The organism is Pseudomonas sp. B21-059 (assembly GCF_026016285.1).
Lineage (GTDB): Bacteria > Pseudomonadota > Gammaproteobacteria > Pseudomonadales > Pseudomonadaceae > Aquipseudomonas > Aquipseudomonas danubii.
Map to the genome: position 1 here is coordinate 6,763,146 of NZ_CP087201.1, position 24,882 is coordinate 6,788,027.

A 24,882-nucleotide genomic window follows, 5' to 3' on the forward strand; every position below is an offset into this window, starting at 1 on the left:
AAGTCCCGGCCTGTGCACAAGCCGGGACTTTCTGGGTGATGGGTTCACAGCCGCCTGGCAGGCAGCTGTGGATAACTCACTCCACGGTCACCGACTTGGCCAGGTTGCGCGGCTGGTCGACGTCGGTGCCCTTGAGCACGGCAACGTAGTAGGACAGCAGTTGCAGCGGGATGGTGTAGAGGATCGGCGAGAGGATGTCGTGGATGTGCGGCATCTGGATCACGTGGGTGCCTTCGCCATTGGTCATGCCGGCTTGTTCGTCGGCAAACACGATCAGCTCGCCGCCACGGGCACGCACTTCCTGCAGGTTGGATTTGAGTTTTTCCAACAGCTCGTTGTTCGGCGCCACGGTAACCACTGGCATGTCGTTATCCACAAGGGCCAGGGGACCGTGCTTGAGCTCACCGGCCGGGTAGGCTTCGGCGTGGATGTAGGAAATCTCCTTGAGCTTGAGCGAGCCTTCCATCGCCACCGGGTACTGGGCGCCACGGCCGAGGAACAGGGTGTGGTGCTTGTCGGCGAACAGCTCGGCGGTCTTTTCCACCACGCTGTCCATGGCCAGGGCTTCGCCCAGGCGGATCGGCAGGCGACGCAGTTCTTCCACCAGCTCGGCTTCGACGCCGGCGGCCAGGGTGCCACGTACCTGGCCCAGGGACAGGGTCAGCAATAGCAGGCCCACCAGTTGAGTGGTGAAGGCCTTGGTCGAGGCCACGCCGATTTCGCGACCGGCCTGGGTCAGCAGGGTCAGATCGGACTCGCGCACCAGGGAGCTGATGCCGACGTTGCAGATGGCCAGGCTGGCGAGGAAGCCCAGCTCTTTGGCGTTGCGCAAGGCCGCCAGGGTATCGGCAGTTTCGCCGGACTGGGAGATGGTCACGAACAGGGTGTCGGGCTGCACCACCACCTTGCGGTAGCGGAACTCGCTGGCCACTTCCACTTGGCAGGGGATGCCGGCCAGTTCTTCCAGCCAGTAACGGGCGACCATGCCGGCGTGATAGCTGGTGCCGCAGGCAACGATCTGCACATTGCGCACCTTGGCGAACAGCTCGGCGGCTTGTGGACCGAAGGCCTGGACCAGCACCTGATTGGCGCTCAGGCGACCTTCCAGGGTGCGCTGCACCACGGATGGCTGCTCGTGGATTTCCTTGAGCATGAAGTGACGAAACTCGCCCTTCTCCGCCGCTTCGGCGCCGTCGCGGTACTGCACTGCTTCGCGCTCAACCGCTTTGCCGTCGATGTCCCAGATCTGCACGCTGTCGCGGCGGATCTCGGCGATGTCGCCTTCTTCCAGGTACATGAAACGGTCGGTGACCTGGCGCAGGGCCAGTTGGTCGGAGGCGAGGAAGTTTTCCCCCAGGCCCAGACCGATCACCAGCGGGCTGCCGCTGCGGGCTGCCACCAGGCGGTCCGGCTGGCTGGCGCTGATCACCGCCAGGCCATAGGCACCGTGCAGTTCCTTGACGGTGGCCTTGAGAGCCACGGTGAGGTCGCCCAGGTCCTTGAGCTTGTGGTTCAGCAGGTGGGCGATGACTTCGGTGTCGGTGTCCGAGGTGAACGCGTAGCCCAGGGCGCTGAGCTGCGCGCGCAGGGCTTCGTGGTTCTCGATGATGCCGTTGTGCACGATCGCTAGGTCACCGGAGAAATGCGGGTGGGCGTTACGCTCGCACGGCGCGCCGTGGGTGGCCCAGCGGGTGTGGGCGATGCCCAGACGGCCGACCAGCGGCTCGCTGGCCAGGGCCTGTTCCAGTTCGCTGACCTTGCCCGGGCGGCGCATACGCTCAAGCTTGCCGGCGTTGGTGTAGACCGCCACACCGGCGCTGTCGTAGCCGCGGTATTCGAGACGTTTGAGGCCTTCCAGCAAAATGGCGGTGATATTGCGTTCAGCAACGGCGCCAACAATTCCACACATGGTTTTTCTCCTAGCTGACAGCCGCGCAAATCAGAGTTATGCCGCGGGTCTGGATTTGGTCGCGGACCTCAAAGGGCAGGCGATCATCGGTAATAAGGGTATGGACGCTGCTCCATGGCAGCTCCAGGTTGGGAATCTTGCGGCCGATCTTGTCGGATTCGACCATCACCACCACTTCACGAGCCACTTCGGCCATGACCCGACTCAACCCCAGCAATTCGTTGAAGGTGGTGGTGCCGCGGGCCAGATCGATGCCGTCGGCACCGATAAACAGCTGGTCGAAGTCGTATGAGCGTAGAACCTGTTCAGCCACCTGGCCCTGAAAGGACTCGGAATGGGGGTCCCAGGTGCCGCCAGTCATCAACAGCACGGGTTCGTGCTCCAGCTCGCTCAGGGCGTTGGCCACATTCAGCGAGTTGGTCATCACCACCAGGCCGGGTTGCTGGCCGAGTTCGGGAATCATGGCGGCGGTGGTGCTGCCACTGTCGATGATGATTCGTGCGTGTTCCCGGATGCGCTGTACCGCGGCCCGGGCAATCGCCTGCTTGTAGAGGGACACCGGCTGGCCAAGGTCGCTGACCAGTTCCTGAGGCATGGTGATGGCGCCGCCGTAACGACGCAGCAGCAAGCCATTGCTTTCCAGAGCGGCCAGATCCTTTCGAATCGTAACTTCAGAGGTTTCGAAACGCTTGGCCAAAGCATCAACGCTCACTTCGCCCTGTTCATTGAGCAAGGCAAGGATATTGTGGCGGCGTTGGGGGGTATTGCGCTTCGACATGGCGGCTTAAGTTTCGATTCGAAAGATAACAGGCGCAATAAAAACCTATGATCGAAACTTCGTCAAGCGGGGGAGGTGAAAAAATCGCTGTTGTTGGGTTGGAAGTTATCCACATTCAGCCAGCCCCTACCGCTGAGCATAGGGGCCTGCTGACCGGCGAACAGGTCCGCCGCGGTTGTGGATAACCTCAGTCTTTCTTGATCTTCTCCGGCCGCTTCCAGCCGTCGATGTTCTTCTGCCGGGCCCGACCCACTGCCAGTTGGGCTGGCGCCACGTTCTGGGTGATGGTGGAGCCGGCGGCCGTGGTAGCACCGGACAAGATATCCACAGGTGCCACCAGGGAGTTGTTGGACCCGATGAACACGTCTTCGCCCATGACAGTCTTGTGCTTGTTCACCCCGTCATAGTTGCAGGTGATGGTGCCAGCGCCGATGTTGGTGCGAGCACCGATCACCGCGTCACCCAGGTAAGTCAGGTGACCGGCCTTGGCGCCCTGGCCCAGGTGGGCATTCTTCAGTTCGACGAAGTTACCCACATGGGCACGGGCCTCCAGCACGGTGCCGGGGCGCAGACGGGCGAACGGGCCGGCATCGCTGCCCTCGCCCATTACCGCGCCGTCGAGGTGACTGTTAGCCTTGATCACCACGCCCTTGCGCAGGGTACTGTCCTTGATCACGCAATTAGGGCCGATCACCACGTCGTCCTCGATCACCACTCGGCCTTCGAGAATCACGTTGATGTCGATCAGCACGTCGCGGCCGACCGAGACTTCGCCGCGCACGTCGAAACGCGCGGGGTCACGGAGGGTCACGCCCTGGGCCATCAGCCGGCGCGCCGCGCGCAGCTGGTAGTGACGTTCCAGTTCCGCCAACTGCTTGCGGTCGTTGGCGCCCTGCACTTCCATGGCGTCGTGGGGCTGCTCGGTGGCGACAATCAGGCCGTCGCTGACCGCCATGGCGATCACGTCGGTGAGGTAGTACTCGCCCTGGGCGTTGTTGTTGGACAGGCGGCCGGTCCAGTCGCCGAGGCGTTTGCCGGGCACCGCGAGAATCCCGGTGTTGCCTTCGGTGATCGCGCGCTGGGCTTCATTGGCATCCTTCTGCTCGACGATGGCGGTGACCTTGCCACTGGCGTCACGGACGATGCGCCCGTAGCCGGTCGGGTCATCCAGCTCGACGGTGAGCAGGCCCAGTTGTTCCGGACCCACTTGCTTGAGCAGGCGCTGCAGGGTCTCGACTTCGATCAATGGCACATCACCATAGAGGATCAGCACCGTGTCGGCGGTAATGAAAGGTACAGCCTGGGCCACCGCGTGGCCGGTGCCCAGTTGCTTGTCCTGCAACACGAAATTCAGGTCATCGGCCGCCAGGCGCTCACGCACCGCGTCCGCGCCGTGGCCGATCACCACGTGGATGCGCTGTGGGTCGAGTTGCCGGGCGCTGTGGATAACATGCCCGAGCATGGAGTTGCCGGCGACCGGGTGAAGCACCTTCGGCAGCGCCGAGCGCATACGAGTGCCTTGACCCGCGGCGAGGATAACGATTTCGAGAGACATGACTGGCTACCAATCCTGGGGGGCCGGCGACTGCGACCAAGGGGGGTGAATGGCGGAAAATAAAAAGGGTAGCCGAGGCTACCCTTTTTAATCAATCACACAGAAAGCCTGCGACTTAGCCGCCGAACTTCTTGCGGATCTGCTGGACGGTACGCAGCTGAGCTGCGGCCTCGGCCAGACGTGCAGCAGCAGAACCGTAGTCGAAATCTGCGCCTTTTTCATTCAGGGCCTTCTCAGCAGCCTTGACGGCTTCCTGAGCGGAGGCTTCGTCCAGGTCGGCAGCGCGTTGCACGGTATCGGCAAGAACCTTGACCATGTTCGGCTGAACCTCGAGGAAACCACCGGAGATGTAGAACACCTCGGCTTCCCCGCCCTGCTTGATCAAGCGGATCGGACCTGGCTTCAGGTTGGTGATCAGCGGTGCGTGACCCAGAGCGATACCAAGATCACCCAGTTCACCGTGCGCAACCACCATCTCCACCAGACCGGAGAAGATTTCCCCTTCCGCGCTGACGATATCGCAATGGACTGTCATAGCCATCTGCTTGCCTCAACCTAAATTAGCGCCCGTTGCCGGGCGCCGGGATTACAGTTTCTTGGCTTTCTCGATCGCTTCTTCGATGCCGCCGACCATGTAGAACGCTTGTTCTGGCAGGTGGTCGTAGTCACCGTTGAGGATGCCTTTGAAGCCAGCGATGGTGTCTTTCAGGGAAACGTATTTGCCTGGAGAACCAGTGAAGACTTCAGCCACGAAGAACGGCTGCGACAAGAAGCGCTGGATCTTACGAGCGCGGGATACCAACTGCTTGTCGGCTTCCGACAGTTCGTCCATACCCAGGATCGCGATGATGTCCTTCAGCTCTTTGTAACGCTGCAGTACGTACTGAACGCCGCGAGCGGTCTCGTAGTGTTCGTTGCCGATCACGTTCGGGTCCAGCTGACGGGAAGTCGAGTCCAGTGGGTCTACCGCTGGGTAGATACCCAGGGAAGCGATGTCACGGGACAGAACGACGGTGGCGTCCAAGTGGGCGAAGGTGGTCGCTGGCGACGGGTCGGTCAAGTCGTCCGCAGGTACGTATACCGCTTGGATCGAGGTGATCGAGCCTTGCTTGGTCGAAGTGATACGTTCTTGCAGAACGCCCATCTCTTCGGCCAGGGTCGGCTGGTAGCCTACTGCGGAAGGCATACGGCCCAGCAGTGCGGATACTTCGGTACCGGCCAGGGTGTAACGATAGATGTTGTCGACGAACAGCAGAACGTCGTTACCTTCGTCACGGAACTTCTCGGCCATGGTCAGGCCGGTCAGCGCTACGCGCAGACGGTTTCCTGGTGGCTCGTTCATCTGGCCGTAGACCAGAGCAACCTTGTCCAGAACGTTGGAATCCTTCATCTCGTGGTAGAAGTCGTTACCCTCACGAGTACGCTCACCCACACCGGCGAACACGGAATAACCGCTGTGCTCGATGGCGATGTTACGGATCAGTTCCATCATGTTTACGGTCTTGCCTACACCGGCACCACCGAACAGACCGACTTTACCGCCCTTGGCGAACGGGCAAACCAGGTCAATTACCTTGATCCCGGTTTCCAGCAGGTCGTTGCCGCCTGCCTGTTCTGCGAAGGAAGGAGCTGGACGGTGGATGCCCCAACGCTCTTCTTCACCGATAGGACCGGCTTCGTCGATTGGGTTGCCCAGTACGTCCATGATCCGGCCCAGGGTCGCTTTACCGACCGGTACGGAGATGGCTGCGCCAGTGTTGTTGACGTCCAGACCGCGCTTCAAGCCTTCGGTGGAGCCCATCGCAATGGTACGCACCACGCCGTCGCCCAGCTGCTGCTGAACTTCCAGAGTGGTTTCGGCGCCTTGAACCTTCAAGGCGTCGTAGATGCTCGGTACGCTGTCGCGTGGAAATTCCACGTCGATAACGGCGCCGATGATTTGAACGATACGTCCGCTACTCATAGCTGGATCCTCTGAATATTTGAACCGTTAAACCGCGGCAGCGCCGCCGACGATTTCCGAGATCTCTTGGGTGATCGCAGCCTGACGCGCCTTGTTGTAGATCAGCTGCAAATCGCTGATCAAATCACCGGCGTTGTCGGTAGCGTTCTTCATTGCGATCATCCGCGCCGCTTGTTCAGCTGCGTTGTTCTCGACCACCGCCTGGTAGACCTGCGACTCCACATAACGGACCATCAAGCCGTCCAGCAGCTCCTTGGCATCCGGTTCGTAGAGATAGTCCCAGTGGTGCTTGAGTTCTTGATCCGGGGTTGCCTCCAGTGGAATCAACTGCTCCACGGTCGGCTGCTGAGTCATGGTGTTGATGAACTTGTTGGATACCACGGACAGGCGGTCAATCCGGCCTTCCAGGTACGCATCCAGCATCACCTTGACGCTGCCGATCAGATCATTGATCGACGGCTCTTCACCCAGATGGCTGATAGCTGCAACGACGTTACCGCCGAAGTTGCGGAAGAAGGCCGCACCCTTGCTACCGACCACACACAGATCGATCTCGACGCCTTGTTCGCGGTTTACCGCCATGTCCTTGACCAGAGCCTTGAACAGGTTGGTGTTCAAGCCACCACACAGACCACGGTCACTGCTCACCACAACGTAACCGACGCGCTTGATAGCACGGTCGATCATGAATGGGTGACGATATTCCGGGTTGGCGTTGGCCAGATGACCAATAACCTGGCGGATGCGCTCCGCATAAGGACGGCTAGCAGCCATGCGCATTTGTGCCTTGCGCATTTTGCTGACCGCCACTTTTTCCATGGCGCTGGTAATTTTTTGCGTGCTTTTGATGCTCGCAATCTTACTGCGAATCTCTTTTGCGCCTGCCATGTAACACCTATCAGGTTAGCAAGCGGGAGCCTTGCGGCTCCCGCTGCGGCTTACCAGGTTTGGGTGGCTTTGAACTTCTCGATACCGGCTTTCAGGCCAGCGTCGATTTCGTCATTGAAGTCACCCTTCACGTTGATCTTCGCCATCAGGTCGGCGTGATCGCGGTTGAAGTAAGCAATCATGGCCTGTTCGAAGCTACCAACTTTGGCAATCTCGACGTCCGTCAGGAAGCCACGTTCAGCGGCGTACAGGGACAAGGACATGTCGGCGATGGACATCGGCGCATATTGCTTCTGCTTCATCAGCTCGGTAACGCGCTGACCATGCTCAAGTTGCTTACGGGTCGCTTCGTCCAGGTCAGAAGCGAACTGGGCGAATGCCGCCAGTTCACGGTACTGAGCCAGAGCGGTACGGATACCACCGGACAGCTTCTTGATGATCTTGGTCTGAGCGGCACCACCCACACGGGATACCGAAACACCGGCGTTCACAGCCGGACGGATGCCGGAGTTGAACATGGCCGATTCCAGGAAGATCTGACCGTCGGTGATGGAAATCACGTTGGTCGGAACGAACGCGGAAACGTCGCCAGCCTGGGTTTCGATGATCGGCAGAGCGGTCAGGGAACCGGTCTTGCCAGTCACTGCGCCGTTGGTGAACTTCTCTACGTACTCTTCGGAAACGCGGGAAGCGCGCTCCAGCAGACGGGAGTGGAGATAGAACACGTCACCTGGGTAGGCTTCACGGCCTGGTGGACGGCGCAGCAGCAGGGAAATCTGGCGGTAAGCCACTGCTTGCTTGGACAGATCGTCATAAACGATCAGCGCGTCTTCACCGCGGTCGCGGAAGTATTCGCCCATGGTGCAACCGGAGTACGGTGCCAGGAACTGCAGTGCAGCCGATTCGGAAGCACTGGCAGCAACGATGATGGTGTTAGCCAGGGCACCGTTTTCTTCCAGCTTGCGAACCACGTTGGCGATAGTCGATTGCTTCTGACCGATCGCTACGTAGACGCAGAAAATGCCGCTGTCTTTCTGGTTGATGATCGCGTCGATCGCCAGAGCGGTTTTACCGATCTGACGGTCACCGATGATCAGCTCACGCTGGCCACGGCCGACTGGGATCATGGCATCGACAGCCTTGTAGCCAGTCTGTACAGGCTGGTCTACCGACTTACGCCAGATCACGCCTGGAGCAACTTTCTCGACCGCATCGGTCTCGGTGTTGTTCAGCGGACCTTTGCCGTCAACTGGGTTACCCAGTGCGTCGACTACGCGACCCAGCAGTTCCTTACCAACCGGAACTTCGAGGATGCGGCCGGTGCACTTGGCGCTCATGCCTTCAGCCAGACTGGTGTACGCGCCCAATACAACGGCACCTACGGAGTCTTGCTCCAGGTTGAGGGCCATACCGTAGACGCCGCCCGGAAACTCGATCATCTCGCCGTACATGACGTCGGCCAGACCGTGAATCCGCACGATGCCGTCAGATACGCTGACGACAGTGCCTTCGTTACGGGCTTGGGAGGTCACATCGAGCTTGTCGATGCGGCCCTTGATAATTTCACTTATTTCGGAAGGATTGAGTTGCTGCATTGCTCTGCTGCCCCTTCAAACTCAAGATTTCAATGCTTCGGCAAGGTTCGCGAGTTTGCCGCGAATCGAGCCATCGATAACCAGGTCGCCGGCGCGGATTACGACGCCACCAATAAGGCTGGCATCCTCCGCAGCGTGCAGTCGCACTTCCCGGCCGAGCCGTGCACTGAGAACCTTGGCGAGTTTGTCTTGCTGTTCTTGGTTCAATGCGAACGCACTGGTTACATCCACATCCACCGATTTCTCTTGCTCGGCCTTGTACAGGTCGAACAGAGCGGCGATCTCCGGCAACAGCAGGAGACGGTCGTTCTCGGCGGCAACGTGAATGAAATTCTGTGCCTGTGCATCAAACTTGTCGCCACACACTTCGATAAAAGTGTTGGCCTTTTCTGCGCTCGTCAGTCGCGGGGCCTTAAGCACGCGCTGCATGGTGTCATCTTGTGACACCGCTGCAGCCAGGCCGAGCATGGCTGACCAAGAGGCCAGCTGCTGGTGGGCCTGAGCGTGCTCGAAGGCCGCCTTAGCGTAAGGTCGGGCCAACGTGGTCAGTTCTGCCATGATCGCCCTCGCTTAAATTTCAGCAGCCAGTTTGTTAACCAGCTCTGCGTGCGCGTTTTGATCGATTGTGGCACCCAGGATCTTCTCTGCGCCATTGACTGCCAGGCTACCCAGTTGGGCACGCAGCGCGTCTTTGACACCGTTCAGTTCCTGTTCGATCTCGGCCTGAGCCTGAGCCTTCACACGTTCAGCTTCGACACGAGCCTGTTCACGGGCTTCGTCGACGATCTGAGAACCGCGCTTCTTGGCTTGCTCAATGATTTCAGCTGCCTGAGCTTTAGCTTCGCGCAGTTGCTGACCCGCTTTATCTTGGGCCAGTTCCAGGTCACGAGCTGCTCGGCTGGCAGCGTCCAGTCCATCCGCGATCTTCTTTTGACGTTCGTGCAAAGCAGCAATGACCGGAGGCCAAATGAACTTCATGCAGAACAATACAAAAATTAAGAACGCAACGGACTGGCCAATCAGGGTTGCATTAATGTTCACGCCAACACCTCGCTCGTTCGTTGTCCGTCACACCAATCAACTCGAATACTCGAGTGATTAGCCAGCGAGTTGACCAACGAAGGGGTTTGCGAAGGTGAAGAACAGAGCGATACCAACACCGATCATGGTTACGGCGTCGAGCAGACCGGCAACGATGAACATTTTAACTTGCAGCATTGGAACCATTTCTGGTTGACGCGCAGCGCCTTCCAGGAACTTGCCGCCCAGCAGGCCGAAACCAATTGCGGTACCCAGTGCGCCCAGGCCGATCAACAGTGCAACAGCGATAGCGGTTAGACCAACTACAGTTTCCATCTTTCCTCCCGACTTTTACGTCGTATGGTTTAGGTTTTTTAGATTAAAGCGGTAAAACAAATCGTTTCATCGAGCCCGAGACGGGCCCCCTCTCGCCGCAACGAGAGGGACATCAGACTAGTCGAGACTGGTCTTAATGGTTCTCTTCGTGCGCCATCGACAGGTAGACGATGGTCAGCATCATGAAGATAAAGGCCTGCAGGGTAATGATCAGGATGTGGAACACAGCCCACGCCCATTGCAGAACCACACCCATGCCGCTGAGCCACAGCAGACCGCTGCCGAACATCACAGCGATCAGGATGAACACCAGTTCGCCGGCATACATGTTGCCGAACAGACGCAGTGCCAGAGAGATCGGCTTGGCAATCAGGGTCACGAATTCCAGCAGGAAGTTCACCGGAATCAGCAGCGCTTGAACGAAGATGTTCTTGCTGCCGAACGGATGCAGGGTCAGTTCGCCGATGAAGCCGCCGATGCCCTTGATCTTGATGCTGTAGAAAATGATCAGCGCGAACACCGACAGGGCCATGCCCAGGGTGGCGTTCGGGTCAGTGGTGGAAACGGCACGGAATGGAATGTGCGGATCGCCCGAGATCAACATGGCCAGTTGCGGAATCCAGTCCACCGGTACCAGGTCGATGGCGTTCATCAGGAACACCCAGACGAAAATGGTCAGCGCCAGCGGTGCGATCACCGGGCTGCGGCCGTGGAAGCTGTCCTTCACGCTGCCATCGACGAAGCCAACCATGACTTCAACGAAGTTCTGCAAAGCGCCCGGCACGCCGGAAGTCGCCTTCTTGGCCGCCATGCGGAACAGAAGAATGAAGATCACACCCAGTGCGACAGACCAGCCGAGGGTATCGACGTGGAATGCCCAGAAGCCCATTTCCTTGGCTTCTGCTGCGGAGTGGGCAAAGCCCCAGCTCCCATTGGGTAGCTGACCGAAGGTCAGGTTCTGCAAGTGGTGCTGGATATAGCCCGAAGCGGTTGTTTCTGCTGACATGGTTGCCTCAAACGCCCTAAGGTCTCGAAAGTCTTGTTCTCATTAGCAGGGGAGCGAACCAGCTGACCAGTTGGGTCAGCACGAAGACGCCGAATACAGCCAGCGGCGCCAGTGGCTTCACACCTGCGAACGTCAGTGCAAACAGCACCGCCGTCAAAATCAGTTTGCCCGCCTCACCGGCATAAAAAGACCGGACTATGGCTTGGGCCGCTCGAGCGCCGGAAAACCGAAATGCCCTGTGAGCGAAATACACATTGGGTAGCAAGGCTATCAGTCCTCCGCAAAGGCCTGAGTACCCGGCAACGACTCCACGCCATTGCCAAAGCGCCAGAGCGGCTATCAGCAGAATGACCAACTGAGCCAATAAAACCGGAAAAACCGCCAAGCGATGAAACGGCAAGCGGTTTGGCGTGCGGGTTTCCATCGCTCTTGCTCCTCAAGGGTCGGCCGCCAGAATTCAATAACTTGGCATAATTTGTGCCGACAAAATGCGCGCAGAGTATAGGGGCGGTTCAGCCCCTATTCAACTGCCGGGTAGTGATTTCCGACTGCGCGCTACATGAGGAAATGTTTCAGCGAATGTGAGCGAGGACGCCTTGCAGCTCATCCAGGGAGTTATAGCCGATCACCAGCTGTCCCTTGCCCTTCTTCCCATGACGAATCTGCACCGCAGAGCCTAGGCGCTCGGCCAGGCGCTGCTCGAGACGGGCGATATCCGGGTCTGGCTTGACCGGTTCAGCAGGCTCCTGTTTGCCGCTCAGCCACTGGCGAACCAGCGCCTCGGTCTGACGTACAGTGAGACCTCGTGCGACAACGTGTCGCGCCCCTTCAACCTGTTGATTTTCCGGCAATCCGAGCAAGGCACGGGCATGACCCATTTCCAGGTCGCCGTGGGACAGCATGGTCTTGATTACCTCAGGCAAGGCAATCAGGCGCAGCAGGTTGGCCACACTGACGCGGGACTTGCCCACCGCTTCGGCGACCTGTTGCTGAGTCAGCTGAAATTCCTGCTGCAGGCGCTGCAGGGCCACCGCTTCCTCGATGGGATTGAGGTCTTCGCGCTGGATATTCTCGATCAGCGCCATGGCGATAGCGGTTTCATCCGGTACATCGCGGACCATCGCCGGGATGGTTTCCTGGCCGGCCTGCTGGCTGGCGCGCCAGCGGCGTTCACCGGCGATGATCTCGAAACGACCACCACCAATGGGACGGACCACGATCGGCTGCATCACACCCTGGCTCTTGATCGAGTTGGCCAGTTCTTCCAGTGCCTGTGGGTCCATGTCCCGGCGTGGCTGGTACTTGCCACGCTGGATCAGGTCCAGGGGCAGGTGCTGCAGCTCACGCTGGTCGGCCTGCACCGCTTGTTCTTCCAGTGCGCTGACAGTCGGACCACTCAACAGTGCATCCAGTCCACGTCCGAGACCTCGTTTCTTGACGGCCATGGGGATTCCTTAAGTTGGCTGGGCGGCTGCGACGCGCGATTGTTTACGTTGCCGGCGAACCATCTCGCCCGCCAGGGCCAGGTAGGCCAGCGCGCCACGGGATTGTTTGTCGTACGCCAATGCCGGCATGCCGTAGCTCGGCGCCTCGGCCAAACGGATATTGCGCGGAATCACGGTGTCGTACAGCTGATCGCCGAAGTGTTCCTTGAGCTGCGCGGAAACATCGTTCATCAGGCTCAGGCGCGGGTCGAACATGGTACGCAGCAAGCCTTCGATCTTCAGCTCGGGGTTGAGCAGTTCAGCGATACGCTTGATGTTATCCACAAGGTCGCTCAAGCCTTCCAGCGCGTAGTACTCGCACTGCATGGGGATAATCACCCCATCGGCGGCCACCAGGGCGTTGAGGGTGAGCATCGACAGCGACGGCGGGCAGTCGATCAGGATGTAGTCGTAGTTTTCACGAATCGGCGCCAGGGCGCTGCGCAGACGGCTTTCCTTCATCTGCATTTCCAGCAGCACCACTTCCGCGGCCGTCAGGTCGCGGTTGGCCGGCAGCAATTGATAACCACCGTGTTCGGAGAAGTGCATGGCCTGGGCCAGGTCGCATTCACCAATCAGCAGGTCATAGACCGAGTTTTCCAAACCGTGTTTATCCACACCGCTACCCATGGTGGCGTTGCCCTGTGGATCGAGATCGATCAACAGCACCCGGCGCTTGGTCGCTACCAGGGATGCTGCGAGGTTGATGCAGGTGGTGGTCTTGCCCACACCACCTTTCTGGTTCGCTATCGCGAATACCTTAGCCATTCTTGCTTGTGTTCCCAATCATGCCGTGCGGCGCAGTATCAGCAGATGGCGTTGGCCTTGGCAACCGGGTACGGCCAAGGCGTGTTCGCTATCGAGGTGGAAGTCTGCCGGCAATGCTAACAGCTCATCCGAGGGATGGACGCCCTTCATTGCCAGCCAGCGTGTATCGCGGTCGCCCAGGTGGCGGGTCCAGCTGGTGAAGTTCTCCATGCTGCTGAACGCCCGGGAAATGATCCCGTTGAAAGGCTGTTCAGGCGTGAAGGCTTCGACCCGGCTGTGGATAACTTGCAGGTTATCCAGCTTGAGTTCGAGTTTGACCTGTGTCAGGAAGCGGGTTTTCTTGCCGTTGCTGTCCAGGCAGGTGACTTGCGACTCGGGAAACAGGATTGCCAGAGGGATACCAGGCATCCCGCCGCCACTGCCAACATCCAGCCAGCGGCCGTTTTCGATGAACGACATTACGCTCAGGCTATCGAGCAGATGGCGGGAGACCATTTCATCCGGGTCGCGCACCGCCGTCAGGTTGTAAGCCTTGTTCCACTTGATCAACAGGGCCAGGTAACCCAGCAGCAATTCGTGCTGGGCTGCGCTCAGATTGACACCGAGCTGGAGAGCGCCTGTGGATAACTCATCCGCGTGTTGTGGGGTGACCATAGAACTCAAGCGCTTTGCTCCAACTGACGGCCCGCGCCGCGTTTTTTCAAGTGAATCATCAACAGGGAAATCGCCGCGGGGGTCACGCCGGGAATCCGCGACGCCTGGCCCAGGGTTTCCGGACGGGTTGCGCCGAGCTTGCTCTGGATTTCCTTCGACAGGCCAGAAATGCCGGTGTAATCGATATCCACAGGCAGCTTGGTGTCTTCGCTGGCCCGCAGACGAGCAATTTCGTCCTGCTGGCGATCGATATAGCCTGCGTATTTGGTCTTGATCTCGACCTGTTCCGCGACCTGTGGATCTTCAGCACCATGCCCGGTCACTTCGACCAGACCAGCGTAGTCGATTTCCGGACGGCTCAGCAGGTTCAGCAGGTTGTACTCGTGGGTCAGCGGGGTGCCGAATTTCTGAGCAATGGCATCGCCCTGCTCGGTGCCCGGACGGACCCAAGTGGACTTCAGGCGTTGCTCTTCCTGGGCAATGCCTTCGCGTTTCTTGCAGAAAGCGGCCCAGCGCACGTCATCCACCAGACCCAGCTCGCGACCTTTTTCGGTCAGACGCAGGTCGGCATTGTCTTCGCGCAGAATCAGGCGGTATTCCGCTCGGGAAGTGAACATCCGGTACGGTTCCTGGGTACCCAGGGTAATCAGGTCATCCACCAGCACACCGATATAGGCTTCATCGCGGCGCGGGCACCAGCTGTCTTTGCCCTGGGCACGCAGTGCGGCGTTGGCCCCGGCCAGCAAACCCTGGGCGCCGGCTTCTTCGTACCCGGTGGTGCCGTTGATCTGACCAGCGAAGAACAGGCCGCCGATGACCTTGGTTTCCAGGCTGTATTTCAAATCCCGCGGATCGAAGTAGTCGTACTCGATGGCATAACCCGGGCGCACGATGTGTGCGTTTTCCATGCCGCGGATCGATTGCACGATCTGCAACTGCACGTCGAATGGCAAGGATGTGGATATACCGTTCGGGTACAGCTCGTGAGTGGTCAGGCCTTCAGGTTCGATAAACACCTGATGGCTTTCCTTGTCGGCAAAGCGATGGATCTTGTCTTCGATCGACGGGCAGTAACGCGGGCCAATGCCTTCGATCACCCCGGAATACATCGGCGAACGATCGAGGTTCGAGGCGATGATCTCGTGGGTGCGGGCGTTGGTGTGAGTAATCCAGCAACTGACCTGTTGTGGATGCTGTTCTTTCGAGCCCAGGAACGACATCACCGGAATCGGTGTATCCCCAGGCTGTTCGGTCATGACCGAGAAATCCACAGAACGGCCATCGATACGCGGTGGAGTACCGGTTTTCAGGCGGCCAACCCGCAGTGGCAGTTCTCGCAGTCGTTGCGCCAGGGCAATCGAGGGCGGGTCACCGGCACGACCACCGGAATAGTTCTGCATTCCGATGTGGATAAGTCCACCGAGGAAGGTTCCGGTGGTAAGCACCACGGATTCCGCGAAGAAACGCAGACCCATCTGGGTCACGACACCGCGTACCTGATCCTGTTCAACGATCAGGTCATCTGCGGCTTGTTGAAATATCCACAGGTTCGGCTGGTTCTCGAGGATCTCGCGCACCGCCGCCTTGTACAGAACACGGTCGGCCTGGGCGCGGGTAGCGCGCACGGCTGGGCCTTTGCGGCTGTTCAACACACGAAACTGAATACCGCCTTTATCGGTCGCCATCGCCATCGCACCCCCTAGGGCATCGATTTCCTTGACCAGATGGCTCTTGCCGATCCCACCAATTGCGGGGTTGCAGCTCATTGCTCCGAGGGTTTCCACGTTATGCGTCAGCAACAGGGTTTTGGCCCCCATTCGTGCTGATGCAAGTGCTGCCTCGGTACCGGCATGACCGCCGCCGATGACGATCACTTCAAAACGGGAAGGGAAATCCACCACGCACCTCGTGCCTGCTTCAAGTAGGAGTAATTAGGAGTAGTTGTCGGGTTGGTTTTTGGACCAAGGCGGCAAGTATAGGGACTTAGCCCTTCCTAAAGAACCCTTTGCACAAAATTTAACCAGCTGTGGATGGATCACAGTCAATAGAAATTAAAAGAGAGAAATTTATTAAATCCTTGTTTTTATGTTTATTCTTATGCACATGCCTTTCTGTGGATAGATTGCTACAGGCCTTTATATTCAATATGTACAGAGGTTTTAAACTCTGTGATTAGGTGGCCAGGAGGCCCTTGGATAAGCGGTTTAAACCTGTGGATGAATGGGGTGGTTATCCACAGGCGTGGTTTTCCTCAGTTTTGAAGCCTGGTTATCAACCGATCTGAAGGGCAGTTATTCACAGGGCTTAATCCACAGAAAACATCCGCGTCCAGGGAAACTCAGGCACAGGTCGACCTTGTTGTGGCCTCAACGGCTACAACGGATCGATCAGGAAGAGGGAGAAACAGACAGGCTGCGCGAGCCTGTCTGTGGATAACACCAGGTGATGATTGCAGCGGTTACTCGGGGCGCTTGACCAGGCGACCTTGTATCCACCAACTCAACGCCAGCGTGACAATGACCAGGACCAGCCAGTACTTCTTCAAGCCAGCCTTGGCGCTATCGAGTATCGAGGCGCTGGCCATGTCATTGCCCGCCAGAGATGGGTTCGTCGAGATCCCATCGTTCAAGCTTTCAGCTTCAACCTCTGGGGAGTTCTGGGCCGAAACGGCGGACGGCTCGAAGGCGGCGACACCCTCCGCCACAGGCGCCTGATCCGAGGGAAGTTGAGCCCAACTGCCTTGGCAGACAAGGGCCAGACCCAGTACCGCGAGATAGCTACAAAAGCGCATAAACACCCTTCCATCCATTTGATAGCAGCGACCGCGGATGCTGGCCGGGGCTTGAACGAATGAATATCAGCTGATTCCGATTCTTCCGACGGCTTCAAGCCGCTGATCCGCTGGTTTCTGAACAGGCTTCATTTGCCCTGGCATGTCCACAAGTAAGGGAAAAGCTCATGTTCCATCGGCGCCCCGGCAGGCAGAGCCGTGGCCAGCCCTGGAAACTCGGGCGAGGTGCGCCAGGGTCTGGGGGCATGACGCATGTCATCTCCCAGAAAACGCAGCGAAAATGCCCGACGCCGGCGATCGCCCCCCACACCGCCAGAGGCATGCAGGGTGAGCATGTGGAAGAACACCGCGTCCCCGGGTTCCAGGGCCCAGCCGAGGATATTGAAGGCCGAGCGATCGGCTTCGATGTCCGGCAGGTCCGCCAGACTGCCTTCGGGAAACCATTTGGCCTGATTGTCCAGGAAGGTTCGCGGCATCAGCCAGGGACCACGGTGGGAACCGGCGACAAACTCCAGTGTGGATGCCCGCGCCACCGGGTCCACGGGCATCCACATGCTGCAGTTTTGTTGGCCCTCGACGTTGTAGTACGGCTGATCCTGATGCCAGGGCGTGGCTTGCCGAGTGTTGGGCTCCTTGACCAGCAGGTGATCGTGATAGAGCCGCACGTTGTCGCTTTGCATCAGCTGGCTGGCGACATGGCCTACCCGGCTGTTGAAGATGAAGCGCCTGTAGTCGGGGTTGTCCTGCCAGTTGCAGAAGTCCTCGAAGAACCAGCCAGGATCATCCGCCTGGCTAGCGACCTTGGCCCGCTCGCTGGGGCTGGCCAGGTTGTGTTCGATCCCCCGCTCCAGCAGCGCCACTTCGTCGGCACTGAACAGCTGGCGAATACACACGACACCATCACGCTGAAACGCCTCGATGGTTGAGGGGGGCAGGTGGAACGCTTGCATGGTGTTTTCCTTTTCATCCAATGGAGGGCAGCACAACGGCCGAGATCCTCAGTCCGGGAGGGGCACATCAGTGAGGGCGGTGTTCGGCCTGATCCATACCCAGTAGGCCAGTGACAGCAATGCCAGCCAGCCGACACCGACATAAAGCGCCAGGCGGGTTTGCGCAAAGGCGCCGAGCACCACAAAGATGAACAGCATGAAGAGCACCGCGCAGACCTGGCCAGCGGCGCCGAAAGGCACAGGAAAGCCCAGGGCGGCGATTTCCTCCGGGCTCATGCTGCGGCGCATGGCCATCTGCGAGAGCAGGATCATCAGCCAGACCCAGACCACCGAGAAGGTCACCAGCGAAGCAAACACCAGGAACAATTCCTCGGGTACCAGGTAGTTGAGCAAAACACCGAACAGCAGAGCCACCGACATCACCAGCACCGTCATCCAGGGGACTCCGAAGCGCGAGGTGCTGGCAAACGCCGCAGGGGCCTGACCGATCGCCGCCATGCCGTACATCATGCGGCCGGCACTGAAAATGTCGCTGTTGATCGCCGAGAACACCGCGGAGATCACCACCAGGTTCAGTACCGTTGCCGCCGAATTTATCCCCAGGCCGCTGAAGATCTGCACGAAGGGACTGCCCTGACTGCCGATACCGGACCAGGGAAACAGCATCAGCAACACCAGCAGGGTCAGGATGTAGAAGATCAGAATCCGCAGTGGCACGGAGTTGATCGCTTTGGGAATCATGCGTTGCGGGTCCTTGGCTTCGCCCGCCGTGATGCCAATGACCTCGATCCCGCCAAAGGCGAACATGACAATGGTGAACGAGGCGATCATGCCCTCCAGGCCATTGGGGAAAAAACCACCATAGGCCCACAGGTTGCTCAGGCCCACAGAATGCTGTCCGTCACCCAGCTGGATACCGAACAGCAGCACCGCAAAGCCTCCGCCGATCATTGCGATGATCGCCGCGACCTTGAGCAGCGATAGCCAGAACTCCATTTCGCCAAAGATCCGCACACTGCACAGGTTCAAGGCGCCGATCCCCAGCACGATGCTCAGCACCCAGATCCAGCGGGGCGTATCGGGGAACCACAGGCTCATGTAGACACCAAAGGCGGTGACGTCCGCCAGGCACACCATGAGCATCGAAAAAGCATAACTCCAGCCGGTGAGAAACCCCGGAAAGCGTCCAAGATAACAACTGGCGTAATGCCCGAAGGAACCCGATACCGGGTTTCTGACAGCCATTTCCCCCAAGGCGCGCATGGTCAGGTAGATCGCCGCTCCGCCGATCAGGTACGCCAGCAGTACCGAAGGACCGGCCTGCTTGATGGCGGCCGCCGAACCGTAGAACAACCCGGTGCCGATGGCTGAACCCAGCGCAATGAAACGGATGTGCCGGGTGCTCAAACCACGGTTTAACGCAGTCGTGCTAGCCATTTCTGTTCCTTGAATGCCGGACTGTCGACCCCGTCGGCGTCCATCGGCCGACCCAGGGGCAATAGCCGGACTATTTCCTCAGGTGTACAAACCTGTACATCTGCCAGGATGCAAATCAGGTACCACTTGGGGAATGAAGGATAAAAGTGCCGAACGCGTCGGCTAGTGCGGATAAATGGCGGAAACTTTAGCCCACTTACGAAATGGGCCTGTTACTCAAGACCGCAGGTTCATCGGCTGGAATCGGGAAAGGGGGTAAAGGTAACGTCGTTGTCCTCGGGGCCGGTAAAAATCGCAAAATCTGCAAATCTGCCGTCGCTACAGTGGAGTACCAAGGAGGCCTTATGAAACCTGCAACCCGAATCCAGTACGGCCAGCGCATGGAGCCGGTGCTGCGTTGGCTGGCAAGCCATCCACACAGCGATCCGGACCTGTACCACCTGGCGGACCTGGCCTGTATGTCGGCTTACCACTTTCATCGCATCTACCGCGCAATGATGGGAGAAACGCTGAACGCCACGGTGCAACGCATTCGCATGCACCTGGCAGCCGCAGCGCTGGCAGGCACCGACGCGGATCTGGCCGAGGTAGCTCTGCGTGCTGGCTACGAGTCGGGGGCGGCGTTCAACCGGGCATTCTCTGGCGTTTTCGGGTTGCCGCCTGGGCGTTATCGCGCAACCCGTTCCCGTCCTTTCGACCCTGAGGTGTCAAATATGTACTCCATCACAATCGAAACCTTCCCCGGCGTTGTTCTGGCAGCCCTGCCTCATCAGGGCTCCTACCAGGAAATCGGTCCGGTGTTCACCCGCGCTTTCATGCTGGCCGCCAGCCGGGGGCTCATGCATTCGGACACCAGCGGATTCGGTGTCTACTTCAACGACCCCGAGCAGGTCCCGACTGAGCAATTGCGCTCGCTAGCCGGAGTCGCGGTCGCGCCCGATGCAGACCTGGGCGAACAGCTGGAAAGGTTCGACATTCCTCCAGGGCGCTACGCAATCCTGAATTACGTGGGCCCCTACAACGAGATGGATAAAGCCTATGCCTGGATGTTCTCCGAGTGGCTGCCTGACAGTGGGCTGACACCAGGGGATTTTCCGATGTTCGAACACTATGTGAACGATCCACGCGTCACCCCACCCGCACAGTTGCAGACACGCATCTACCTGTCGGTGGAATAAACGCCGTCCGCTACCGGCAGGGGTGTGGATAACCTCTGCCGGAGCGCACCGGGGGCGGCTCTACTTGCCGATGCAGAAGCTGGAAAAGATCCGTCCCAACAGGTCATCGGAACTGAAGGCCCCGGTGATTTCTCCCAGCGACTGCTGGGCCTGCCGCAGATCCTCGGCCAGTAGCTCACCGGCGCCGGCCAAGGTCAGCTGGGCACGGCCATGCTCCAGCGCGGCACTGGCGTAGCGCAACGCTTCGAGGTGCCGGCGGCGGGCACTGAAGCTGCTTTCCGACGTCTGTTCATAACCCATGCAAGCCTTGAGATGCTCACGTAGCAAATCCAGCCCGACACCGACAGACATGGCACTGAGGCTGATGGTCACATGGCCATCCTCACAGGTTTCAAGAGCGATAGGCTCACCAGTCAGATCGGCCTTGTTGCGGATCAAGGTCACCTTGGCCGGGTCCGGACGCTGCTCAAGAAATTCAGGCCACAGGGCGAAGGGATCAGCCGCTTCTGCTGCAGTGGCGTCCACCACCAGCAATACCCGGTCGGCTTCACCGATGGCCTTGAGCGCACGTTCGACGCCGATTTTTTCCACTTGATCCTCGGTGTCCCTGAGGCCGGCGGTATCCACCACGTGCAACGGCATGCCGTCGATGTGGATATGTTCCTTGAGAATGTCCCGAGTAGTGCCGGCGATATCAGTGACGATGGCCGCCTCGCGCCCGGCCAGGGCATTGAGCAGGCTAGACTTGCCGGCGTTCGGACGGCCAGCGATCACCACCGTCATGCCGTCACGGAGCAAGGCGCCCTGCCCGGCTTCCCTCAGTACTGTGGATAACTCGTCGCGGACCGCATCGAGCATGCTCAACACGTGGCCATCGGCGAGGAAGTCGATTTCCTCCTCGGGAAAATCAATCGCCGCTTCGACATAGATCCGCAGGGCAATCAGCTGTTCGGTCAAGTTATGCACACGCTGGGAGAATGCGCCCTGCAGCGAGCGCAATGCGTTGCGCGCGGCCTGTGCAGAACTGGCCTCGATCAGGTCGGCAATGGCTTCGGCTTGTGCCAGATCGAGCTTGTCATTGAGAAAGGCGCGCTCGCTGAACTCTCCAGGTCGGGCCAGCCGGCAACCCAGCTCGAGGCAGCGCTGCAGCAACATGTCGAGAACGATGGGGCCGCCATGGCCCTGCAGCTCCAGCACATCTTCGCCGGTAAAGGAGTTCGGCCCCGGGAAATACAGGGCAATGCCTTCATCCAGCACCTCTCCCTGTTCACTGAGAAAGGGGCCGTAATGCGCAAACCGCGGTTTCAATTCGCGGCCGCTGATGGCCTTGGCGGCCAGGCTCGCCAGGGGCCCGGAAATCCGTACGATGCCCACGCCACCGCGACCTTGGGCAGTGGCTACAGCGGCGATGGTTTCACGAGGGACATTCATAAACCGACATCCAGACAAAAGTGACAGATAGCAAAACGCCCCACTAGGGGGCGTCTTGTGTGGTTATCCACAGCGTAGGTCAGGCTTCAGCTTTCTTGGTAGCCGCTTCGATCTTACGAGTGATGTACCACTGTTGTGCGATCGACAGGCAGTTGTTCACTACCCAGTACAGAACCAGACCTGCAGGGAACCACAGGAAGAAGAAGGTGAAGATGATCGGCATCATTTTCATCACCTTGGCCTGCATCGGATCCGGAGGCGTCGGGTTCAACTGCTGCTGGATGAACATGGTGGCGCCCATGATGATCGGCAGGATGAAGAACGGATCCTTGATCGACAGGTCGGTAATCCACAGCATGAATGGTGCCTGGCGCATTTCCACGCTTTCCAGGAGTACCCAGTACAAGGACAGGAAGACCGGCATCTGCACCAGGATCGGCAAGCAGCCGCCCAGCGGATTGATCTTCTCTTTCTTGTACAGCTCCATCATCGCCTGGGACATTTTCTGACGATCGTCGCCGAATTTTTCCTTCAGCGCGGCCAGTTTAGGAGCAACGGCACGCATGCGCGCCATCGACTTGTAGCTGGCAGCCGACAGTGGGAAGAAGATCCCCTTGATCAGCATGGTCAGGAAAATGATCGACCAGCCCCAGTTACCCACCAGGCTGTGGATATGTTGCAGCAGCCAGAAGATCGGCTGGGCAATGAACCACAGGAAGCCGTAGTCGACAGTCAGTTCCAGACCTGGGGACAACTCTTTCAGCACCGCCTGGCTTTTCGGGCCGGCGTACAGAATGGCACTGGTTTCAGCCTTGGCGCCTGGAGCAACGGTCATCGAAGGGCCGGTGTAGCCAATGATGTAGTTGCCTTTGCTGTCTTTACGCGCCAGGACCTGGTTATTTTCGCCTTTTGGCGGAATCCAGGCGGTCACGAAGTAGTGCTGCAGCCAGGCTACCCAGCCACCCTGAACATTTTCAGTGATGGGCGCCTTGGTTTTGTCCTCGTTCACCTTGTCCATGTCTTTCATGGACACTTTTTTGTACGGCTCGGAACTTGTCCACAGGGCGGCGCCCAGGTAAGTCGCAGTGCCGGTGGCGGTGCTGGAGGATGGATCGGAACTGGCGTCGCGCTTGAGCTGGGCGAACATCGCACCGGTCCAAGGTTGCGCGCTTTCGTTATCGATCAGGTAGGAAACGGTGATGTCGTACAGGCCACGCTTCAGGGTGAAACGTTTGATGTAGTTGACGCCGTCCTTGCTGAACTTCAGGTCGACCACCAATTGGTCCTGACCGTCAGCCAGTTGATAACTTTTCTTCTCTGCCGAGTAGATCGGGCGACCGGCCGGGTTGGCGTCCGGGCCGTTGCTGCCAATCAGGCCACTTTGTGCCAGATAAGTCCGTTCGTTGCCGTTATCGAACAGCTGGAAAGGAATTTCCGGGTGGTCCTGACGACGTGGATACAGTGGCAAACGCAGTTGCGCGATATCCCCACCTTGTGGATCGACAGCCAGGTCGAGCACATCCGTTTTGATCTGAATGAGATCTTTGCTTGCAGCAACCGGCGCTTCTGCGGGTGCAGTGGTATCGCTTGCGGCGCGTGGAATGTCGTCGTTGGCAGCGGAAGTGCCAGTTGGCGTATCCGGCAAGCCCGGAGCGGTCGTGCTGGAAGCAACATTCTGAGTCGGCAGGGCAGCCTGGCCATAATCCTGGTTCCATTTAAGAACCATGACATAGGACACGATTGCCAGGGCGACGATCAGGATCGTGCGTTTGATATCCATGATTACTCGGCCATCGAAGAAGAACGGGAGGTAGGGATAGGTGGAACCGGGTCATAACCACCGGGATTCCACGGATGACAGCGACCTAAACGACGAAAGGTCAGCCAGCCACCGCGCAGAAGGCCATGATTTTCGATGGCTTCTAACGCGTAGCAGGAACAACTGGGGTAGAAACGACAGTGATTGGCCATCAGAGGACTAATGGCATAGCGGTAAAACTGGATCGGAACGAGTGCCAGTTTACGCATCGGGACTGTCTACCCCTACAGTTTCGGATTTGACTGCTGGTTCCGGCTTGTTGCGCGCCAGACGTTTCCAGAGTTTGCCGAAATGCTGAATCAATTCGGGGTTTTCTACATCGCCCAAACCTTTGCGCGCGACGATAACGATATCCCATCCGACCAGTGAGTCCTGGTGGAGACGAAACGATTCGCGCATCAGACGCTTGAGGCGATTGCGCTCAACGGAGAGCTTTACGCTCTTTTTCCCGATCACGAGCCCCAGACGGGGATGATCCAGGTCGTTGTTGCGCGCAAGGAGCAGGAGATTTTTCCCCGGAACCTTGCCGGTAGGGGAGTCAAAGACCGCCTTGAAGTGCCGGGGGGTAAGCAGACGCTTTTCCCGACTGAAGTCCTGACTCACCTCCAGTGCCGGATTATCAAACTGCCAGACGCGCACGACCTTTGGCGCGACGACGCGACAGGACGGCACGACCGTTCTTGGTAGCCATGCGAGCACGGAAACCGTGGGTACGAGCGCGTTTGATAGTGCTTGGTTGGAAAGTACGTTTCATGTCGTGTTACCTGGTTCGTCCACAACGGGCCGGAATGGCCCCCGTTTTAAGAGATCGGCGATTCTAGAGAAAGCAAGCCTCTAGGTCAATTTCCAACCAGCTTTTCCTTTATCTATGTATGTCCGGGTCCTGGGTTGTGAGTCAGTCTTGGCTAGATATAAAAATAAAGAAGGAAAGTATTTAAAGCTTTTCTGTAAAGCTTATAAAGGCTAGGGACGGCACCTTCTGTGGATAACTGGCTTAAGCCCTTATAGTCCGTACTGTACAGAGGATGACAACACGGTTGAGAAACGGTGTCCTGCCTGTGCTGCGCTATCGGAAAACCTGTGTGTGGAACGAGAGGTTATCCACAGGCGAGTTACCCACAGAGTTTTGACCCGAGTTGTGCAATGACCTCAGGCGGGGTTATCCACAGAGCTTATGCACATACCATTGGTCGTGTTTATTCGGGGTAAGGCGTTGATTCTTAGTGTCCTGAGGGCACGCTACATGTGGATAAGTGGACGGCTGATCGCTACAATGGCCGCTTGTTTTTGCCTCACCGGCTTTCAACTTAGGGGATATCC

25 protein-coding genes are annotated in these 24,882 nt (G+C 58.6%); 1 reads left to right on the top strand and 24 read right to left on the bottom strand.

Features of this window, described 5'->3' with window-relative positions; genetic code table 11:
• Positions 1-76 precede the first annotated feature (76 nt).
• The 19 genes from glmS to LOY69_RS30340 all read right to left on the bottom strand — a co-directional run bounded on the left by glmS (position 77) and on the right by LOY69_RS30340 (position 19,134).
• Entirely contained in the window at positions 77-1,909 is a 1,833-nt protein-coding gene (gene glmS, locus LOY69_RS30250; protein WP_265073964.1) for a glutamine--fructose-6-phosphate transaminase (isomerizing), read from the bottom strand.
• A gap of 10 nt (positions 1,910-1,919) precedes the next feature.
• On the bottom strand, positions 1,920-2,687 hold the full coding sequence (locus LOY69_RS30255; RefSeq protein WP_265073965.1) for a DeoR/GlpR family DNA-binding transcription regulator: 768 nt from the start codon (positions 2,685-2,687) through the stop codon (positions 1,920-1,922).
• Between the two features lie 187 nt (positions 2,688-2,874).
• On the bottom strand, positions 2,875-4,242 hold the full coding sequence (glmU, locus tag LOY69_RS30260; protein ID WP_265073966.1) for a bifunctional UDP-N-acetylglucosamine diphosphorylase/glucosamine-1-phosphate N-acetyltransferase GlmU: 1,368 nt from the start codon (positions 4,240-4,242) through the stop codon (positions 2,875-2,877).
• 115 nt (positions 4,243-4,357) lie between these two features.
• A complete protein-coding gene (locus LOY69_RS30265) occupies positions 4,358-4,783 on the bottom strand; it encodes a F0F1 ATP synthase subunit epsilon (RefSeq protein ID WP_011064380.1) in 426 nt (141 codons plus the stop codon).
• A 45-nt stretch (positions 4,784-4,828) separates the two neighbouring features.
• On the bottom strand, positions 4,829-6,205 hold the full coding sequence (atpD, locus tag LOY69_RS30270; protein ID WP_007924510.1) for a F0F1 ATP synthase subunit beta: 1,377 nt from the start codon (positions 6,203-6,205) through the stop codon (positions 4,829-4,831).
• Between the two features lie 27 nt (positions 6,206-6,232).
• Positions 6,233-7,093, bottom strand: a complete 861-nt coding sequence (gene atpG / locus LOY69_RS30275) for a F0F1 ATP synthase subunit gamma (protein WP_011064382.1) — start codon at positions 7,091-7,093, stop codon at positions 6,233-6,235.
• A gap of 50 nt (positions 7,094-7,143) precedes the next feature.
• Positions 7,144-8,688 carry a F0F1 ATP synthase subunit alpha gene (gene atpA, locus LOY69_RS30280; protein ID WP_102862412.1) on the bottom strand — a complete coding sequence of 515 codons (1,545 nt, stop codon included), beginning with the start codon at positions 8,686-8,688 and terminating at the stop codon, positions 7,144-7,146.
• A gap of 21 nt (positions 8,689-8,709) precedes the next feature.
• Complete coding sequence (locus LOY69_RS30285; protein ID WP_102862413.1) at positions 8,710-9,246, bottom strand: F0F1 ATP synthase subunit delta; 537 nt, start codon at positions 9,244-9,246, stop codon at positions 8,710-8,712.
• Positions 9,247-9,258: 12 nt separating this feature from the next.
• Complete coding sequence (locus LOY69_RS30290; RefSeq protein ID WP_011064385.1) at positions 9,259-9,729, bottom strand: F0F1 ATP synthase subunit B; 471 nt, start codon at positions 9,727-9,729, stop codon at positions 9,259-9,261.
• A 57-nt stretch (positions 9,730-9,786) separates the two neighbouring features.
• A complete protein-coding gene (gene atpE / locus LOY69_RS30295) occupies positions 9,787-10,044 on the bottom strand; it encodes a F0F1 ATP synthase subunit C (protein ID WP_002555987.1) in 258 nt (85 codons plus the stop codon).
• A 133-nt stretch (positions 10,045-10,177) separates the two neighbouring features.
• On the bottom strand, positions 10,178-11,050 hold the full coding sequence (gene atpB, locus LOY69_RS30300) for a F0F1 ATP synthase subunit A (protein WP_102862414.1): 873 nt from the start codon (positions 11,048-11,050) through the stop codon (positions 10,178-10,180).
• Between the two features lie 16 nt (positions 11,051-11,066).
• Complete coding sequence (locus LOY69_RS30305; RefSeq protein WP_016964883.1) at positions 11,067-11,474, bottom strand: F0F1 ATP synthase subunit I; 408 nt, start codon at positions 11,472-11,474, stop codon at positions 11,067-11,069.
• A 148-nt stretch (positions 11,475-11,622) separates the two neighbouring features.
• Positions 11,623-12,495 (bottom strand): ParB/RepB/Spo0J family partition protein, encoded by an 873-nt coding sequence (locus LOY69_RS30310; RefSeq protein WP_011064387.1) that lies wholly within the window; start codon positions 12,493-12,495, stop codon positions 11,623-11,625.
• Between the two features lie 9 nt (positions 12,496-12,504).
• Complete coding sequence (locus LOY69_RS30315) at positions 12,505-13,302, bottom strand: ParA family protein (protein ID WP_011064388.1); 798 nt, start codon at positions 13,300-13,302, stop codon at positions 12,505-12,507.
• Between the two features lie 18 nt (positions 13,303-13,320).
• Positions 13,321-13,956, bottom strand: coding sequence for a 16S rRNA (guanine(527)-N(7))-methyltransferase RsmG (rsmG, locus tag LOY69_RS30320; protein WP_265074927.1), 636 nt, complete (start codon positions 13,954-13,956; stop codon positions 13,321-13,323).
• A 5-nt stretch (positions 13,957-13,961) separates the two neighbouring features.
• Positions 13,962-15,854, bottom strand: a complete 1,893-nt coding sequence (gene mnmG, locus LOY69_RS30325) for a tRNA uridine-5-carboxymethylaminomethyl(34) synthesis enzyme MnmG (RefSeq protein ID WP_170001381.1) — start codon at positions 15,852-15,854, stop codon at positions 13,962-13,964.
• Between the two features lie 560 nt (positions 15,855-16,414).
• On the bottom strand, positions 16,415-16,753 hold the full coding sequence (locus tag LOY69_RS30330) for a hypothetical protein (protein WP_265073967.1): 339 nt from the start codon (positions 16,751-16,753) through the stop codon (positions 16,415-16,417).
• 122 nt (positions 16,754-16,875) lie between these two features.
• On the bottom strand, positions 16,876-17,697 hold the full coding sequence (locus tag LOY69_RS30335) for a phytanoyl-CoA dioxygenase family protein (protein WP_265073968.1): 822 nt from the start codon (positions 17,695-17,697) through the stop codon (positions 16,876-16,878).
• Positions 17,698-17,745: 48 nt separating this feature from the next.
• Positions 17,746-19,134, bottom strand: a complete 1,389-nt coding sequence (locus tag LOY69_RS30340) for an amino acid permease (RefSeq protein ID WP_265073969.1) — start codon at positions 19,132-19,134, stop codon at positions 17,746-17,748.
• A 344-nt stretch (positions 19,135-19,478) separates the two neighbouring features.
• Between LOY69_RS30340 and LOY69_RS30345 the strand changes: the two genes are divergently transcribed.
• Positions 19,479-20,312: an AraC family transcriptional regulator gene (locus LOY69_RS30345; RefSeq protein WP_170001377.1), complete on the top strand. Its 834-nt coding sequence runs from the start codon at positions 19,479-19,481 to the stop codon at positions 20,310-20,312.
• A 60-nt stretch (positions 20,313-20,372) separates the two neighbouring features.
• Here the strand turns inward: LOY69_RS30345 and mnmE are convergent, their stop codons facing one another.
• From mnmE to rpmH, 5 genes are all read right to left on the bottom strand, one after another.
• Positions 20,373-21,743, bottom strand: a complete 1,371-nt coding sequence (gene mnmE / locus LOY69_RS30350; protein WP_265073970.1) for a tRNA uridine-5-carboxymethylaminomethyl(34) synthesis GTPase MnmE — start codon at positions 21,741-21,743, stop codon at positions 20,373-20,375.
• 79 nt (positions 21,744-21,822) lie between these two features.
• Positions 21,823-23,523, bottom strand: a complete 1,701-nt coding sequence (yidC, locus tag LOY69_RS30355; RefSeq protein ID WP_102862422.1) for a membrane protein insertase YidC — start codon at positions 23,521-23,523, stop codon at positions 21,823-21,825.
• 2 nt (positions 23,524-23,525) lie between these two features.
• A complete protein-coding gene (gene yidD / locus LOY69_RS30360) occupies positions 23,526-23,771 on the bottom strand; it encodes a membrane protein insertion efficiency factor YidD (RefSeq protein WP_003213574.1) in 246 nt (81 codons plus the stop codon).
• Positions 23,764-24,165, bottom strand: coding sequence for a ribonuclease P protein component (gene rnpA, locus LOY69_RS30365; RefSeq protein ID WP_197662869.1), 402 nt, complete (start codon positions 24,163-24,165; stop codon positions 23,764-23,766). Before rnpA ends, yidD begins: the two co-directional genes overlap by 8 nt.
• Before the next feature lie 16 nt (positions 24,166-24,181).
• Entirely contained in the window at positions 24,182-24,316 is a 135-nt protein-coding gene (rpmH, locus tag LOY69_RS30370) for a 50S ribosomal protein L34 (protein ID WP_003213577.1), read from the bottom strand.
• Positions 24,317-24,882: the final 566 nt, after the last annotated feature.